General features: G+C 66.9%; 10 protein-coding genes and 1 riboswitch. Of the genes, 6 read left to right on the top strand and 4 right to left on the bottom strand.

Annotated features, from left to right (window positions below):
• Window positions 1-156: 156 nt before the first annotated feature.
• The 6 genes from cimA (at window position 157) to ACZ3HV_RS16650 (ending at window position 8,484) form a co-directional block, all read left to right on the top strand.
• The gene (cimA, locus tag ACZ3HV_RS16675) at window positions 157-1,746 is read left to right on the top strand and encodes a citramalate synthase (protein WP_360376303.1); all 1,590 of its coding nucleotides are present in this window, start codon (window positions 157-159) and stop codon (window positions 1,744-1,746) included.
• Window positions 1,743-1,979: a hypothetical protein gene (locus tag ACZ3HV_RS16670; RefSeq protein ID WP_360376305.1), complete on the top strand. Its 237-nt coding sequence runs from the start codon at window positions 1,743-1,745 to the stop codon at window positions 1,977-1,979. The genes cimA and ACZ3HV_RS16670 overlap by 4 nt, the downstream gene beginning before the upstream one ends.
• A gap of 51 nt (window positions 1,980-2,030) precedes the next feature.
• Window positions 2,031-2,483 carry a MarR family winged helix-turn-helix transcriptional regulator gene (locus tag ACZ3HV_RS16665; RefSeq protein WP_465685150.1) on the top strand — a complete coding sequence of 151 codons (453 nt, stop codon included), beginning with the start codon at window positions 2,031-2,033 and terminating at the stop codon, window positions 2,481-2,483.
• Window positions 2,484-2,667: 184 nt separating this feature from the next.
• Complete coding sequence (locus ACZ3HV_RS16660; RefSeq protein ID WP_465685519.1) at window positions 2,668-2,928, top strand: isochorismatase family protein; 261 nt, start codon at window positions 2,668-2,670, stop codon at window positions 2,926-2,928.
• Window positions 2,929-3,091: 163 nt separating this feature from the next.
• Complete coding sequence (locus ACZ3HV_RS16655) at window positions 3,092-7,609, top strand: AAA domain-containing protein (RefSeq protein WP_465685148.1); 4,518 nt, start codon at window positions 3,092-3,094, stop codon at window positions 7,607-7,609.
• Window positions 7,610-7,617: 8 nt separating this feature from the next.
• Window positions 7,618-8,484, top strand: coding sequence for a DUF4145 domain-containing protein (locus ACZ3HV_RS16650; protein ID WP_465685146.1), 867 nt, complete (start codon window positions 7,618-7,620; stop codon window positions 8,482-8,484).
• Between the two features lie 98 nt (window positions 8,485-8,582).
• Here ACZ3HV_RS16650 and ACZ3HV_RS16645 read toward each other — a convergent pair whose 3' ends face one another.
• The 4 genes from ACZ3HV_RS16645 to ACZ3HV_RS16630 form a co-directional block, all read right to left on the bottom strand.
• Window positions 8,583-9,650: a ribonucleotide-diphosphate reductase subunit beta gene (locus ACZ3HV_RS16645; RefSeq protein ID WP_465685143.1), complete on the bottom strand. Its 1,068-nt coding sequence runs from the start codon at window positions 9,648-9,650 to the stop codon at window positions 8,583-8,585.
• Window positions 9,647-13,615, bottom strand: a complete 3,969-nt coding sequence (locus tag ACZ3HV_RS16640; protein WP_465685141.1) for a ribonucleoside-diphosphate reductase subunit alpha — start codon at window positions 13,613-13,615, stop codon at window positions 9,647-9,649. The genes ACZ3HV_RS16645 and ACZ3HV_RS16640 overlap by 4 nt, the downstream gene beginning before the upstream one ends.
• Window positions 13,616-13,751: 136 nt before the next feature.
• A riboswitch (cobalamin riboswitch) is annotated at window positions 13,752-13,907 on the bottom strand.
• A gap of 60 nt (window positions 13,908-13,967) precedes the next feature.
• Entirely contained in the window at window positions 13,968-14,549 is a 582-nt protein-coding gene (locus ACZ3HV_RS16635) for a DinB family protein (protein ID WP_465685139.1), read from the bottom strand.
• An 87-nt stretch (window positions 14,550-14,636) separates the two neighbouring features.
• On the bottom strand, window positions 14,637-15,923 hold the full coding sequence (locus ACZ3HV_RS16630; protein ID WP_465685137.1) for a Fic family protein: 1,287 nt from the start codon (window positions 15,921-15,923) through the stop codon (window positions 14,637-14,639).
• Window positions 15,924-16,050 lie beyond the last annotated feature (127 nt).

Raw genomic sequence — 16,050 nt, 5'->3', positions numbered from 1 at the left:
CGCTGTGGACTTTGTGTGGCAGACTGCAAAACGTCATGAAGATCAGCCGGGTCATTATTACTTAGGCGCGCTCAGCCAGCTGTACCTGAGCGCGCAGACCTCTCGCACCTTGCGGGAGGTTTTTTGTTTGCCCGCCACCCCCTCGGAAGGCCGATCATGAGCATCTCGGACGAGTTCCACGTCTACGACACGACTCTGCGCGACGGCGCGCAGCAAGAGGGACTGGCGCTGTCCGTGGCCGACAAGATCGCCATTGCGCAGCATCTGGACGACCTGGGGGTGGGCTTCATCGAGGGCGGCTGGCCGGGAGCCGTGCCCAAGGACACCGAGTTCTTCGAGCGCGCCCGGACCGAGCTGCACCTGAAGAACGCGACCTTCGCCGCCTTCGGCGCGACCCGCAAGCCCGAGACCACCGCGGCCGACGACCCGCAGGTCGCCGCGCTCCGCGAGTCCGGCGCCGGCGTGGTCACACTCGTTGCCAAGAGCCACGATGCGCACGTCGAGCGCGCCTTGCGTACGACGCTCGACGAGAACCTCCGCATGGTCGCCGACACGGTCCGCCACCTGCACGAGAACGGGCAGCGGGTGTTCCTCGACACCGAGCACTTCTTCGACGGCTACCGCGCCAACCGCGCGTACGCCCTGGAAGTCGTCCGGGTAGCAGTCGAGGCCGGCGCCGACGTGGTCGCGTTGTGCGACACCAACGGCGGGACGCTGCCGAGAGAACTGCAGGACATCGTCCGCGACGTCCTCGACTCCACCGGCGCCCGGCTCGGCATCCACTGTCACAACGACGCCGGCTGCGCGGTGGCGAACTCGATCGCCGCCGTCGAGGCCGGCGTCACGCACGTCCAGGGCACCATCAACGGGTACGGCGAACGCACCGGCAACGCCGACCTGCTCGCGATCGTGGCCAACCTCGAGCTCAAGCGGGAGATGGAACTGCTTCCGGCCGGCAAGCTCGCCGAGTCGTTCCGGATCGCCCACGCGATCGCCGAAGTGACGAACGTGCCGCCGTCGACCCGGCAGCCGTACGTCGGTGTGTCCGCGTTCGCCCACAAGGCGGGCCTGCACGCCAGTGCCATCAAGGTGGATCCGGATCTCTACCAGCACACGGATCCGGCCCAGGTGGGCAACGACATGCGGATGCTCGTCTCCGAGATGGCCGGCCGCGCGAGCATCGAGCTGAAGGGCCGCGAGCTCGGCTTCGACCTCGGCAACGACCGCGATCTGGTCAGCCGGGTGGCCGACCGGGTGAAGGAGATGGAGGCCCGCGGGTACACGTTCGAGGCCGCGGACGCGTCGTTCGAGCTGCTGCTGACCGAGGAGGTCACCGGGAAGCGGCCGAGCTTCTTCGACGTCGAGTCGTGGCGCGTGATCACCGAGTCCCGGGCCGACGGCGAGGCGGTCTCGGAGTCGACGGTGAAGCTGGTCGCAGGCGGCGAGCGGGAGATCGTCACCGGCGAGGGCAACGGCCCGGTGAACGCTCTCGACCATGCGCTCCGCACCGCGATCGAACGCGCGTACCCGGTGGTGAACAAGTTCGAGCTGGTCGACTACAAGGTCCGCATCCTCGATCAAGGGCACGGGACGGACGCGGTGATCAGAGTGCTGATCGAGACCGCCGACGGCGAGGGCTCGTGGGTGACGGTCGGCGTCGGTCACAACATCGTCGAGGCGTCGTGGGAGGCCCTCGTCGACGGCTTCACGTTCGGGCTGCTGCGGCACAAGGAGGTCGTACGATGACCCTGCTCGCGGTAGAACGCACCGTCACGGTCTTCACTGCCGAGGTGGTCGAGACCGAGGGGATGCTCGCCCGGATCGCCGTCCAGCTGAATCCGTACGACGTCCGCGAGCTCGCGCTGTCGCTGGACAAGGGCGAGCTGCGGGTGGTCGTCGAGGGTGAGGGCTTCGACGCCGGCCGGGTCGCGGCCCGGCTCGCGAAGGTCATCGGCGTGCTCGAGGTCACCGTCGCCTGAGATAGTCAGTTCAAACTGTTCAGTTGCTACTGACCAGTCTATGCTGGCGATATGGGTCAGCAGATCTCCGCGTCGGCGGTGCGGGCGGCCAGTGAGGTGCGGGTCGTGTTCGGGCGGGTGAAGCGGCGGCTGAAGGAGCTCGCGACGCAGGACGACCTGACGCCGTCGCAGTCCTCGGTGCTCAGCCGACTCGACAAGGACGGGCCGGCGTCGGCCAGCGAACTGGCTGCGGCCGAGCGGGTCCGGCCGCAGTCGATGGCCGCGATTCTGGCGGCTCTCCGTGCGGCCGATCTGATCGAGCGCCACCCCGACCCCGAGGACGGCCGCCGTCAGGTGGTCTCGCTGACCACGGCCGGCCGGCACCGGATCCAGGGCGACCGGAAGGTCCGGCAGGAGTGGCTGGCCGAGACCCTGCAGGAGCGCTGCACCGAGTCCGAACGCCAAACCATCCTCAAGGCCCTCGCCCTGCTGGACCACGCCGTCGAGGCGGCGACCACTCGGTGACCCCCGCCCCGGCCGCCTGGTCGACCTCTTCGGTCCCCGCCCGCTCCACTCATCGGAACGGCGACAGCAGGCCTCCTCGGTGGACTGACCGTTCCGAGCTGCAGCGGCACTCGACCGGTACGCCGCCCGCCGGCGGCGACCAGTTGGCCGGGCATCCGGAGGACATCATCGTCACCAAGCGGAACTGGGGGCGTTCCACGGCACCGACCTCGACGTGCACCTGCGCCGTCGCGGCGTCACCCAGGTCGTCCTGACCGGGGTCGCGACCAGCATCGGCGTCGAGTCGACCGCCCGCGCCGCCTACGAACACGGCTACAACGTCACCCTCGCCACCGACGCGATGACCGACCTGTCCGCCGACTCCCATGAGCACGCCCTCACCCGCATCTTCCCCCGCCTCGGCGAAACCGGCATCACGGCCGAGATCCTCGCCCTCCTGCCCTGACCGCCGACGAACTGCGGGGACGCGTCCAGCGCCGCGGTTCGTCGGTCGCGACCGCCCTCGTGCCAAGAAGACGTACCGGAAGTTGCAGTGAGACGCTCATTGACTACCAAACGTGCCCCTCGATAATCTGCAGGGCTGCCTAGCGTCCAAGGGGGGACTTGGGATGAGCCCAGAACAGCAGATTGACGGCGAAGCTTTCGTCAACACCAGACACCTGGTCACCTATCTGATGGAGCTGACCGACCTCAGCAGGCGGAGCTCGTCACCAGATATCTTCGACGGCACCTCGCAGGCGCCGGAAGATGTGCTTTGGTTGCCGACGCTGCCACCTGACATCGTGCGACCGGATCCGAAGGACACCGACCTGCTGGTCCGGATCAAACCGGTCGCGGCGGTACCAGCGCCACCGCCGCCAACGGATCTGTCCGGCTGGGTCACACCGGCGTCGGTCCACGATCCGGCGATCGTTCCGGTCCTGCGCGAGGATCCTGTCGTGAGTCGGCCAGTCGCGCCATCAGAGCGCGACGAGGATGACGGCGAACCGGATGCACTCGGCGAAGAGCGTGAGGAACTCGACAGGGAAGCCGTCCGGGCGGCCTTGGAGCGGCAGAAGTCGTTTGACCGGTGGCTCGTGGAGTGGCGGCAGTGGGCGGCGGATGAGCCTGTCCGACGACATCGCCACAACATCTACGAGCGGCTCGAGCACGCCGCCCAGATGATGGAGCAGCGGGACGACGAGTTCGAGTTCATGCTCGGTGCCGGATACCTGAGCTGGCGTCCGCCGGACGGCTTGAACGTGCGCCGGCACCTGCTGACAGAGAAGGCTCATCCACGGGTCGACCGCTCAGGCACGCTGACGGTACGGCGCCTGCCGGGCACCCGTCGGCTCGAGGACTACGAGATGCTCGGTGGCGTCGAGCAGTACCGCCCGGATCGGGCTCGAGATCCGCGGGCCAACATGCTCGACAGTCAGGAGGCGCTCGACAGCGAGCTCGTGCAGGAGATGCTGTCCGGCTGGCTCGGGCTCGCGGTGACCATCGGAAACGATCGCGACGAAGCGCTCTCGCCGAAGGCCGTGCCAGGGGATGTTCCGAAGATCGCGACGGCCCCGGCGTTGGTTCTCCGGCCGCGAACGAAGGCTCTGATCGCCGAGGCATATAGAGGGATCGCCGAGGCGCTCGAGAACGACGACTTGGGCATCCCGGTCGGCCTCGCGCAGTTGGTCGCGGAGACCGATCAGACGACCCGCGAGCGCTGGCTCTCTGGAAGCAGCGCCGTGTCCGGGGATGTGCTCGGCACCGAGCCGCGCTTCCCGCTGCCGTCCAACGTGGAGCAGACCCGGGTGATGGAGCTCCTCCGCGACGAGACGAGCATCGTCGTTCAGGGGCCGCCCGGCACCGGAAAGACCCATACGATCGCCAACCTGATCTCCGCTCTGCTGGCCCGCGGGCAACGGGTGCTTGTCACCAGCCAGAAGGATCAGGCGCTTCGGGTGCTGCGCGAGAAGATCCCGGCGCCACTTCGCCAGTTGTGCGTCCTGCTGGCCGGTGGTAGTCGGGACGCTGCCGCCGAGCTGGAGAAGGGGATCGAGGCGCTGTCCGGCGCGATCGCGTCCACCGATGAACGCACACTCCGGGTCAAGGCAGAGGCACTGAGCGCGGAGCGTGCAAGGCTCTCGCAGCAGGCCGAGATTGTGAACGGGCGAGTTCGCGAACTCCGCGACGTCGAGCGCAAGGAGTGGCCCCCGGCGGTTCCTGAGTACGAGGGTACGACGTACTCCGGAACGCTGGCTGCGATCGTCGCCCAGACCCAGCGCGAAGCATTAGTCCACGACTGGATGCCATCTGTGCCGCAGAGCGAGCGGACCCCTGCACTGTCGCAGGCCGAGTTCCGAGAACTGGCCACATTGTTGTCGACGGCAACAGTGGAGCGAGCCGATCTGGGCGATCGGAGCGTGCCCGCCGAGGAGGAGCTGCCAACCGAGGGCGAGTTAGCGACATTGTTCGCCGACGAACGCGAGGCGAGCGCATCGCCTCCGGCGGGACCGTCGGAGGTGCTGATGTCCACCGACGATCAGACGATGACCGAGCTGGAGGGTTGCGCGGCCGAGTTCGAGCAGCTGCTGCGGACGACCTCGATCATGGCTACTGAGTGGTCGAGAAGGGCCGCCGACGACCTGATCGGGTCGCGACGAGCAGGCCTGTGGCGAGGACTGCTCGAGACGGCGAGCGACGCCGAGCGGCTCCTCGCCGAGCTCAACGACCGCTCGCGCAGTGCCGTCGAGGTTCTCCAGCCGGTCAGCGCAGCGACGGTCGCCGAGACTCAGCGGCGGATCGTGGTCGGCGAGGCCTTGTTGGAGCATCTGCGTCAGGGGCGCAAGCTCCGGACCCGGCTGGTCCCCAAGGTACAGCGTGACGCCGAGGTTTTGCTCGAAGCTGTCAAGGTCGACGGAAGCCGGATCGAGTCCGCCAGCCAACTGGAGGCGGCGCTGGCGCACCTGCGCGCAGAGGTCGCATCTGTCCGGCTGGCGGAGCGCTGGCGTGATGTCGACGTCGAGATCACGGTCGGCAGCCTGCGTCCCAGACTCGCGGAGCTGTCCGATCACGCGGACCTGCTCCAGCAGGTGATGCGGATGCTCGAAGTGGTCGGCCGGTTCCGGACGGCTCTCGGGGCACGGCCGATAGCGGTCCGCAGTATGGACGAGTTCAGCTCAGTGGCCGGGAGCATTCCCCAGGTGCAGGCAGCGCGACGGGCCCGCGAGGCGACCAGCCGGGTGGACGACTTGATCGACCGCCTGCAAGGGATGGTGCGCGGCAACATCTGTGTCCGCGACTTGACGGCAGTGGCAGACGCGGTCAAGATCCGCGACTCGGCGGCAGCCGCAGCCGCCCTGAGCGATGTCAATCGGCTCCGGGCCGAGCGGGCGGCGGAGTTGCGGTGCCGGCAGTTGTCCAGCCGATTGGGCCAGAGTCATCCGGCCCTACTAGAGCTGATGCGTGCGGACAGGCAGACGGAGTGGAAGGATCGTAATCTCGCCGCAGCATGGGCATGGTCGCTGGCCGCGTCGTTCGTCCAGGCTCACCGCACGGTCGAGGAAGAGCACAGACTGGTCAAGGAATACAGCGACCTGACGGCTCGGCTCAGCATCGTCACCGGTGAGCTGGTCGCGGCCGAGGCGATGCGCGCCTGCATGCTCCGGTTGACCGACCAGCACACCCGCGCGCTGAACACCTACCGCGAGCACATGAGCAAGATCGGTGCCGGCACCGGCCAGAAGACGGCGGAATTCCGGAAGGCCGCGAGGGCGGCCATGCTGAAGGCGCAGGACGCCGTACCCGCCTGGGTTGTGCCGCTGGCCAACCTCCTGGAGAACCTGCCCGCCCACCGGGACCGGTTCGACGTCGTCATCGTGGACGAGGCGAGCCAGGTAGGCATCGAGCATCTGTATCTGCTTTGGATGGCCCCGCGAGTGATCGTCGTCGGGGATGACAAGCAGTGCACCCCGGCCGGATCCGCGATGGGCACGCTCGACGAGGTCTTCGATCGGCAACGTGACCGGTTGGGCGGACTGCCGGAGGACATCCGCACCAACCTGACACCGAAGTCCAACCTGTACGGAGTGCTGTCGGCTCGGGCCGGCAAGAACGGTCTGGTCAGACTGCGTGAGCACTTCCGCTGTGTGCCAGAGATCATCCGCTGGTCGTCGGACCAGTTCTACGCCTACGGCTCCGACTCCGGCGGCCTCATCCCGCTGCGCGAACGCAAGGCCGACGACCTCGATCCGCTCAAGGTCATCTCCGTCGAGGGCGCGGTCGTCGAGGGACGCGACGCCAATCGACGGAACGAGGTCGAGGCCCGTGAAGTCATCGACACGATGCTCAAGTGCATGGAAGACCCGGCCTACGACGGCAAGACGTTCGGGATCGTGGTCCTGGCGAACGCCCAGTCGCACTTGCGGCTGCTCGAGAACCTCATCAACGAGGTGGTCCCATCAGAGGAACGTCAATCCCGAAAGATCCGGGTCGGGACGGCGCCGAACTTCCAGGGCGACGAACGCGATGTCATCTTCCTGTCGACGGTCATGGCCGGCCGGGTCCGACTGGCTCAGGCGCAGTCCTACCAGCAGGCGTACAACGTGGCCGTCAGCCGCGCCCGGGATCAGCTGTGGCTGGTGACCAGCTTGCGGATGGACGACTTGAACCCGAGGGATCTGCGGGCCTCGCTGCTCGGCTACATGAACAACCCGCCGTCGATCTACGGGCACTCCCCGGACCTGGACTCCGTGTCGGCAACTGATCCCACACAGCCGTTCGATTCGCTCTTCGAGCAGCAGGTGTTTCGGGCGATCCGGGGCAAGGGGTATCACGTCGTACCGCAGTTTCCCGTCGGCACCCGAACGCTCGATCTGGTGGTGGCAGGCGCCGGAGGGCGGATCGCCGTCGAATGCGACGGCCACTACTGGCATGCGGGCCTTGATCAGCAGACGAATGATGCTCGTCGCGACAGCGAGCTGGACCGGATGGGGTGGGTGACGGTGCGGGTTCGGGAGAGTGAGTTCGCCTTCGATCCCGAGCGTGAACTGGAGTCGCTGTGGAAGGCGCTTGCGGAGCGGGACATCAGGCCGGGAGACCTAACGGACGCCTCGACCAACTGGCATCCGGTCGAGCTTGACGAGGAATGAGGATTGCGATGGCGGAGCTCGAAGTAGTGCTGGACGAGAACGTCACCGCCGAGCTGGCGACGATCATCTGCGGTGACGATCCGCCGCTCAAGTACCGGAGCGGGTCGGACCTCGAACGCTTGTTCCGTACCGCAGGATGGCGGCTGCGAAACGGCGTGGACGGCGGTCGGCTCTGGTGGACGCGGGAGCGGCTTGCGGAGTGCCGCAAGCATTCGTCCATGATGCGGGCCTTGTTACTGAGGCTCGCGGACCGGCGCGAGTATGTCGACGAACCAGAGGCGCACGCGGCGGTGCTGACCGAGCTGAATCAGCTCCTGGCCCTCGAGGATCTGGTCGTCGTCTTCGAAGCGAACCAGCCGTCGATCGCGCGGAAGGAAGACGGCGATGCCAGCCGGATGACCTCGCGGATTCCGGTTGAGCTCACCGCCAACTTGACTGACGTGGTCGGCGACGCAGCGTTTGGCGAGCAGCTCCGTGGCCGGCTGGACGAGGCGTATGCGTGCTGGCAGGGCGGTGCGCCGACGGCGGCTGTCATCATGCTTGGGAGCTTGCTCGAAGGCGTGCTGTACGACTTCTTCGTGCACCATCCGCTGGACGACCGGCCGCCACGCGATCACTTCGAGACCATGATCAACCGGGCGCGTGACCAGCGCTGGATTTCCACGGATGTCGCGGACTACGCGCACGTGCTGCGCAATCATCGCAACTTGGTCCATCCGAAGCGTCAGCTGACGGACGACTACCGGCCGGATCCCGACACGGTCCGGATCGCGTGGAACGTCGTCGTCGCAGCACTGAACGACCTTGCTGGCGCGGCTCGGCGAACCTCCACACCGGCCGCCGCGAGCCCTGAGACGAGTCCGACCTCGCACTGAAGGAGTTTGACGGCCGGCATATCTGTGCCGGACGTGCCGTCGCTCGTACGGAGCCGGTTTGCTCGCGGTGTACTCCGCGAGCAAACCGGTGACGGCGGTCAGTCCCAGCTCAGGCCGCTGGACGACTGGTACTCGATGACGCGGGTTTCGAAGAAGTTCTTCTCCTTCTTCAGGTCCATCACCTCCGACATCCAGCCGAACGGGTTGCGGGTCTCGCCGAAGATGGGGGCGAGGCCGATCTGCTCCGCGCGGCGGTCCGTGATGAAGTGCATGTACTGCTCGCACAACTCCGCGGTCAGCCCGAGCATGCCGTTCGGCATCGTGGAACGCCCGTACGCGACTTCTAGCTCACACGCGTCGGTGAGCATCTGCCGGACCTCGGCCTGGAACTCGGCCGTCCAGAGGTGCGGGTTCTCCTGCTTGATCTGGTTGATGCAGTCGATGCCGAAGTTCAGGTGGATCGACTCGTCCCGCAGGATGTACTGGTACTGCTCGGCGATGCCGACCATCTTGTTCCGCCGGCCGAGCGACAGGATCTGCGCGAAGCCGGTGTAGAACCACATCCCCTCGAACACCACGTAGAACGCGATCAGGTCGCGCAGGAACGCGGTGTCGGCCTCCGGCGTCCCGGTCCGGAAGTCCGGGTCCTCCAGGTGCTGGGTGTATTTCAGCGCCCAGGCATCTTTGTCCGAGATCGACGGCACCTCGCGGTACATGTTGAACAGCTCGCCTTCGTCCAGGCCGAGCGACGTACAGATGTACTGGAAGGTGTGCGTGTGCACGGCCTCCTCGAACGCCTGGCGCAGCAGGTACTGCCGGCACTCGGGGTTGGTCAGCTGCCGGTAGACGGCCAGGACGATGTTGTTCGCGACCAGGGACTCCGCGGTCGCGAAGAAGCCGAGGTTGCGCTTCAGCATCAGCCGCTCGTCCTCGGTCAGGCCGTCCTTGGACTTCCAGAGTGAGATGTCGGCCTGCATCGAGACCTCGGTCGGCATCCAGTGGTTGTTGCATGCGGCAAGGTATTTGTCCCAGGCCCACTGGTACTTCAACGGCAGCAACTGGTTGACGTCGGCCCGCGCGTTGATCATCGCCTTGTCGGCAACCTCGACCCGGGATGCCCCGACGGCAACCGCGCCCAGCCCGGTGGAGTTGTTCGTGGTGGTCACTGGCAGGCCTCGCAGTCGGGGTCGTCGATGGAGCAGACGGCTCCGGTGGGTTCAGGAATGGCAACAGGCACTGCGTTGAGACGCCCGTCGGTGCCCTTCAGCGTGGACTTCTCCACGTGGGTCGCTGACTGGGAACGCAGGTAATAAGTCGTCTTGAGGCCATAGCGCCAAGCCGACCTGTACAACTCGTCCAGCGCTCGACCCGACGGCGCGGCCATGTAGAGATTCAGCGACTGTGCCTGGTCGATCCACTTCTGCCGGCGGGAGGCGGCCCTGATCAGCCACAGCGGCTCGATCTCGAACGCGGTCGCATACAGCTCGCGCAGGTCGGCCGGGATCCGCTCGATCCCGGTCAGGATGCCGTCGTGGTACTTGAGGTCCGACACCATCACCTGGTCCCAGAGGCCCCGTGCCTTCAGGTCGGCGACGAGGTACGGGTTCGCGACGGTGAACTCACCGGACATGTTCGACTTCACGAACAGGTTGCTGTACGCCGGCTCGATCGACTGGCTCACACCACAGATGTTGGAGATCGTCGCGGTCGGCGCGATCGCCATCACGTTCGAGTTGCGCATCCCGTAGCGCAGCACCTTGTGGCGCAACGCGTCCCAGTCCAACTGCTTGCTCTCGTCAACGATCACGTCGCCGTCACGAGCGGTCTTGAGCAGCTCGAGCGAGTCGATCGGCAGGATCCCCTTGCTCCACAGAGATCCGTCGTACGTCGAATAGCGGCCACGCTCGGCGGCCAGATCGCTGGACGCCTCGATCGCGTGATAACTGATCTGCTCCATCGAGCTGTCGGCGAACGCGACCGCGGCCTCGGAGGAGTACGGGATCCGCAGCGAGAACAGTGCGTCGGCGAAGCCCATCAGGCCGAGACCGACCGGACGGTGCCGCTGGTTCGCCCGCTCCGACTCCGGGGTGGTGTAGAAGTTCACGTCGATGACGTTGTCGAGCATCCGGACCGCCGTCTTCACGGTGTCGCGGAGCAGGTCGGCGTCCAGGCCGTCAGCGGTCAGGTGCGCGACCAGGTTCACCGAGCCGAGGTTGCAGACCGCGGTCTCCTCGACGCTCGTGTTGAGCGTGATCTCGGTGCACAAGTTCGACGAGTGGACGACGCCGTCATGCTGCTGCGGCGAGCGCAGGTTGCAGGCGTCCTTGAACGTGATCCACGGGTGACCGGTCTCGAACAGCACGGTCAGCATCCGGCGCCACAGGTCGATGGCCTTGACCCGCTTGAACACCTGGATCTCACCACGGTCGGCGGCTTCCTCGTACCCGACGTAGGCCTCGGCGAACGCGGCGCCGTACAGGTCGTGCAGATCCGGGACCTCGTTGGGGGAGAACAGCGTCCACTCGCCGCCCGCCTCGACGCGCTGCAGGAACAGGTCCGGCACCCAGTTCGCCGTGTTCATGTCGTGCGTACGGCGGCGCTCGTCGCCGGTGTTCTTGCGGAGGTCGAGGAACTCCTCGACATCGATGTGCCACGTCTCCAGATACGCACACACCGCGCCCTTCCGTTTGCCACCGTTGTGGGCCAGGCCGGCAGTGGTCAGGTAGGACTCGTCGATCTCGACCTCGAGGTCGTGCACGACCGGAACCATCGGCGTAGTGCGGACCTCGCGCACGCGAGAGAAAACCATGCCTTGATGGGTGATCCAGTTGAACTTGGTGATGGGTCTGGCGCCCACGCGCTCGGCGATTCCCGCTACGGCGGGGATGCGGAGGTCGAACGCGTGCACCGGTTTCGAGAAGGTGATCTCGGATCCGTCGGACCGTCGGCCCACATGATGACCCTCCCGCACGCGGTATTGCCCTGCGGTGGGAATCCCGAGCCGGAGTAGCTGGTAACGCAACCCGGAGGCGAGTTTTCGCGAAGTAGTCGTGAAGTAGATCTCCTTGCCACGCGATACGCCGCCGTCAGTTTCGAGGAGACCATGGATGAGCGCTCGTGCCTGGGCGAGCGGTAGATGAGTGAGCCGACGGGCAATGTGCTTCGAATGGTGTTCGTCGTAGAGGTCCTCACCGGTCAACGGAAGCGTTGCCTCGCCGCGACCGAGGATACGTCCCGTGATCGGGTCTCTCGTGGCACCGCGTCCCGCCGACCAGTGGACCTGAGCGTAGGTGTCTCCACGACCCGTCTCCCAGAAGTGGATTTCGCGCGCGGTGAGATAGTCACGTACGAACGACAGGTGAGTGTCGCGCTGTGGGTTACCTGACACCCCCCATTGGTTGCCGTTCTTCGACAGGTGGCCATCACCGAGCAGGATGCCGTACAGGCGTGCGTCGTCCTGGGTGAAGCCACGAACGGGAATGACATCCGTTGGGACGACCTGCCCGACGTAGTCACCTCTGCTGAGCATGCCGGCCTCGACCCAGGCAGCCTGGACCTTCTCCTTGGCGAGCCATTCGAGCGTGCGCTCGTTGCCCTGCTCCATCGGTACGCCTTGAATCGCGTAGAGCGGATGACCGGCGGTGACCGTGAGCGGCTCGATCGAATGCTTGACGTCGACCTCCACCATCGGACCGTCCTGGTCGTAGGTGAAGGTCCTTGTGACCTCGCGGTAATGACCGCTCGCGCCCAGCACAAGATCGCCCACCTTGAGGTCGCGGATCGCTGTTGCCCCGGCTGCGGCGTAGACGAGAGTTTCCGGAGCAAAGCACTGATTCACCGCGACGGCGGTGTCGTTGGCGATCTTCAGGAACGGTACGACGCCTTGCGACTCACCATTGGTGCCGCGGATCTTGGCGCCGATGCCGCGAACCGGGGTCCAGTCGTTGCCGAGACCGCCGGAGTACTTCGCGAGCAGTGCGTTGTTGCGGATGCCGTGGAAGATGCCGGCCAGGTCGTCGTCGACCGTGGTCAGGAAGCACGACGACAGCTGCGGCCGGGTGGTGCCGGAGTTGAACAGGGTCGGCGTGGACGACATGAACCGGAACGAGCTGAGCAGCTCGTAGAACTGGATCGCGCGCGCCTCCCGGTCGTCCTCGCGCAGCGCCATCCCCATCGCAACCCGGAGGAAGAACGCCTGCGGCAGCTCGAAGCGGACCTTGTCGATGTGCAGCAGATACCGGTCGTAGAGCGTCTGCAGGCCGAGGAAGGTGAAGTCCAGATCGCGCTCGGGCCGGATCGCGGCGGCGAGCCGGGCCAGGTCGAAGGTGGCCAGCGCGGGGTCGAGGTGTCCGGCCTCGATGCCGACCTGGATGTAGCGCGGGAAGTAGTCCGCGTACGCCTCGGTCATGTCGGCCTGGCTGGCCTGCCGGGGCTCGCCGTGGACGCGGCCGAGGGCCTCGCGCCGGATCTGGTCCAGCAGCAGCCGGGACGCGGCGAAGCTGTACTGCGGCTCGGTCTCGACGTAGGACCGGGCGGCCATCACCAGCGCGAGCTCGACCTCGTGCTGCGCGATGCCGTCGTAGCAGGAGCCGAGGGTTTCGTCGAGGATCAGCTCGGGGTCGACCGCGTCGAGCCCCTCGGCCGCCTCGACGACGATCACCCGCAGCCGGTCGGTGTCGAGCGGTGCCCGGCTGCCGTCGGCCGCGCGGACCGTCAGCGTGGGCTTCTCGGTGACCCCGGCCGGGTCCGCGGGCGTGCGGGCTTTGGTCCGCTCCTCCCGATAGAGGACGTACGCGCGGGCGACCTGGTGCTCACCGGCGCGCATCAGCGCCAGCTCGACCTGGTCCTGGATGTCTTCGACCTGGACGCTGCGCCGGGCGTCACCGCGGCTGGTCAGGGCGCGCACGACCCGGCCGGTCAGGTCGGCCACCAGGTCACGGACCCGGTGGGTGGCGCCGGCCTCGGCGCCCTCGACCGCGAGGAAGGCCTTGCTCACGGCAACCGAGATCTTGCTCGGGTCGAAGGCGGTGCTACTCCCGTCGCGGCGGACGACGGTGAGTTGGTGGTGCTGATCGGCCGAGCCGTCCGGACCGGTCTGATCAGCGGTCCGGGATGAGGAAGCGATAGTCACAGATGCTCTCTCCACGCGAGAATCGGAGGCCCTCGACCATTGCGCGGGCAGGCGCACGACGACACGGCCGCACCGGCCGGGAACACTGCCGTCACGCCCTGCGACCCACCCGCGAAGTCTCGGACCGCGTGCACCGGCGGTGCACGCGCCGGTGGCAGGTATCCGGACTCGCGGAAGGTCTCCGCTCACCGTTGCGGGGCAGCTCCGGACTTGCACCGGATTCCCCTGTTGCCTCGGCATGGCCCACATCTTGTGGTGCCGACCACTCCGAACCACCAGCAGTAGTGATGCTAGGCGGCCGGATCTACATCTTGTGGTAGCGCCACGCCGCGTGTCGCACATCTTGTGGTTCTCAGGCCGCGACCGCATACAGATCCTGGAGCGTCATGATCTCCGAGCCGTGGTGGATGAGCTCGCGGTTGAGCCGGAGCACGACGTGGCCGAACGGCTCACCCGCGTCCAGCTCGGTCGCCTGGCTCAGGCCGACCGTCATCACCTGCTCCTCGTCCAGCGCGGCGATCGACTCCTGCCAGGCGTCCACCCAATGCGTCAGCCAGGCCACCGCGTCCCGCGCGTTGCCGTGCAGCGTGATGTCGGCCCGGCCCTGCCGGCTCTCGCCGAACGTCCACTCCCAACGCTCGAAGAAGGTCTCGGTCAGATGGGCGATCAGCCAGGCGATCGTGCGCGGGCCGCGATGGTCCGGCTCGTCCGGCCACTGCGCCACCCACTCCCCGGATCCGAGTGATCGGAACCGGCCGGCGTAGTGCCGCCGGACGACGGTCAGGGCCTCGCTGCTCGGTCGCCAGAAGTACTGCTCGTCGGTCAGCTGGGCGAGCCGGCCGGACAACACCATCCAGCTGAAGCCGAGCTGGCCTCGCACCATCGCCATCGCTGATGGGCGGTGCAGGATGTCCCAGTCGAACGGCTCCGGCATCACGGTTCTCACGCTCCCCGTCAGGCGCCTCGATTTGAGACGCGATCGAACATGTGTTCGAATTGTGTCTCGACGGGGAGGAGAAAGTCAATGCGGATGGTGTGTTGGTTCTGGCCTCGACGGAACGGGTCTGCTAGGCGGTTCGATCCGGGTATCGGCCGCCGGGCTGGCGAAGCGCCGCTCGAGCAACGTGAAGGCGTCGATCAGTTCCGGGGCTTCGTAGACACGGTTCCGGCGGCCGTCGGTGACCTCGCGCAGGACCTTCGCCTCGACCAGCTTGGCCAGTCCCTGATTGGCGGCCTGCTGAGACCGATCGATGAGCTGCGCGGCCGCGGCGAGGGTGAGGACCGGGGCCGCCGGCAGTGCCTCGATCAACAGGTCGGTCGCAGATCCCGCGCGGACGGGAGTCGCCCGCTCGCGCCACGCGGTCTTGAGGTCCGTGGCGGTCTGCTCGAAGCGGGCTGCCTCCGCGGTCGCGTGACTGCACGCCATCGCGAACATGCGCAGCCATGGGTTCGCCGCCGACCGCGCCTTGGCGGTGGTCGCCCGTCCGACGTAGCGGAAGTCGGTCAGGGCCTCGATGTACTGGCCCGCGTGCGTGGCGAGCGACAACGACACCGGTGGCACGGTCCGCGCGACCAGGCCGTCGGCCCGCAGGATCAAGTGAATCAACGCACGCCCGGTCCGGCCGTTGCCATCGGCAAAGGGATGGATGGTCTCGAACTGGGCGTGGGCGATCGCTGTCTTGGCCAGCACCGGCAGGCGGGACTCGCGGACGAACGTCATCAGGTCGGCGAGCAGGTCAGGGATCAGATGTGCCGGCGGCGGGACGTAGTACGCCTCGGCGGGGGAGCGGCCGCCGATCCAGTTCTGCAGGTAGCGGATCTCCCCGCCGAAGTCAGGGGTGGGGGACTGGGCCATCAGTCGCCGGTGCGCTTCCAGCAGGTGGTCGACCTCGAGTTTGTCGCCGGCCTGGACGGATTCGGTCACCCACGTCATGGCGTCGACTGCCCCGAGCACCTCCTCGGCGGTGACGTCACCGGGTCCGCTGCCGGCGCGATCACGGAGTACGTCGGCCTTGAGCAGGCGGCGCGCGCCGACCACCAGTCCTTCGATCTGGGAGGACCCGACAGCTTCGGCCCGCAGCAGCAGCCGGGCGAGAGCCTCACTGTTGGTGAGCACGGCGGCCGTTGCGTCGAGCCTGGCGAGGTCTCCGGCGGCGTCCTCGAGGACGGCGAGCACGTCGTCGCTCAGGTCGAACTCGCGCCCGACCAGCGGATCCGGGAAGTACAACTCGTAGGACCCGCCCAACCGCTCCGCCCGGGTGAACCCATCCGGGTGCCCAGGCCACCGATGCAACTCGACCCGTGCCATACCTCTTATTCAAGCTTATCCACAAACCTTGAACAAGAGTCCACAGCCTGTGGATGGTGGTGACTTTGAGTGGCGAGGTGTGGACCCGGTTGTGGGCAGACTGGACGGCGGCCGAACGGAGACGGAC

The sequence above is a fragment of the Kribbella sp. NPDC020701 genome (assembly GCF_055562215.1).
This window is presented reverse-complemented; position numbering and strand designations above follow the sequence as displayed.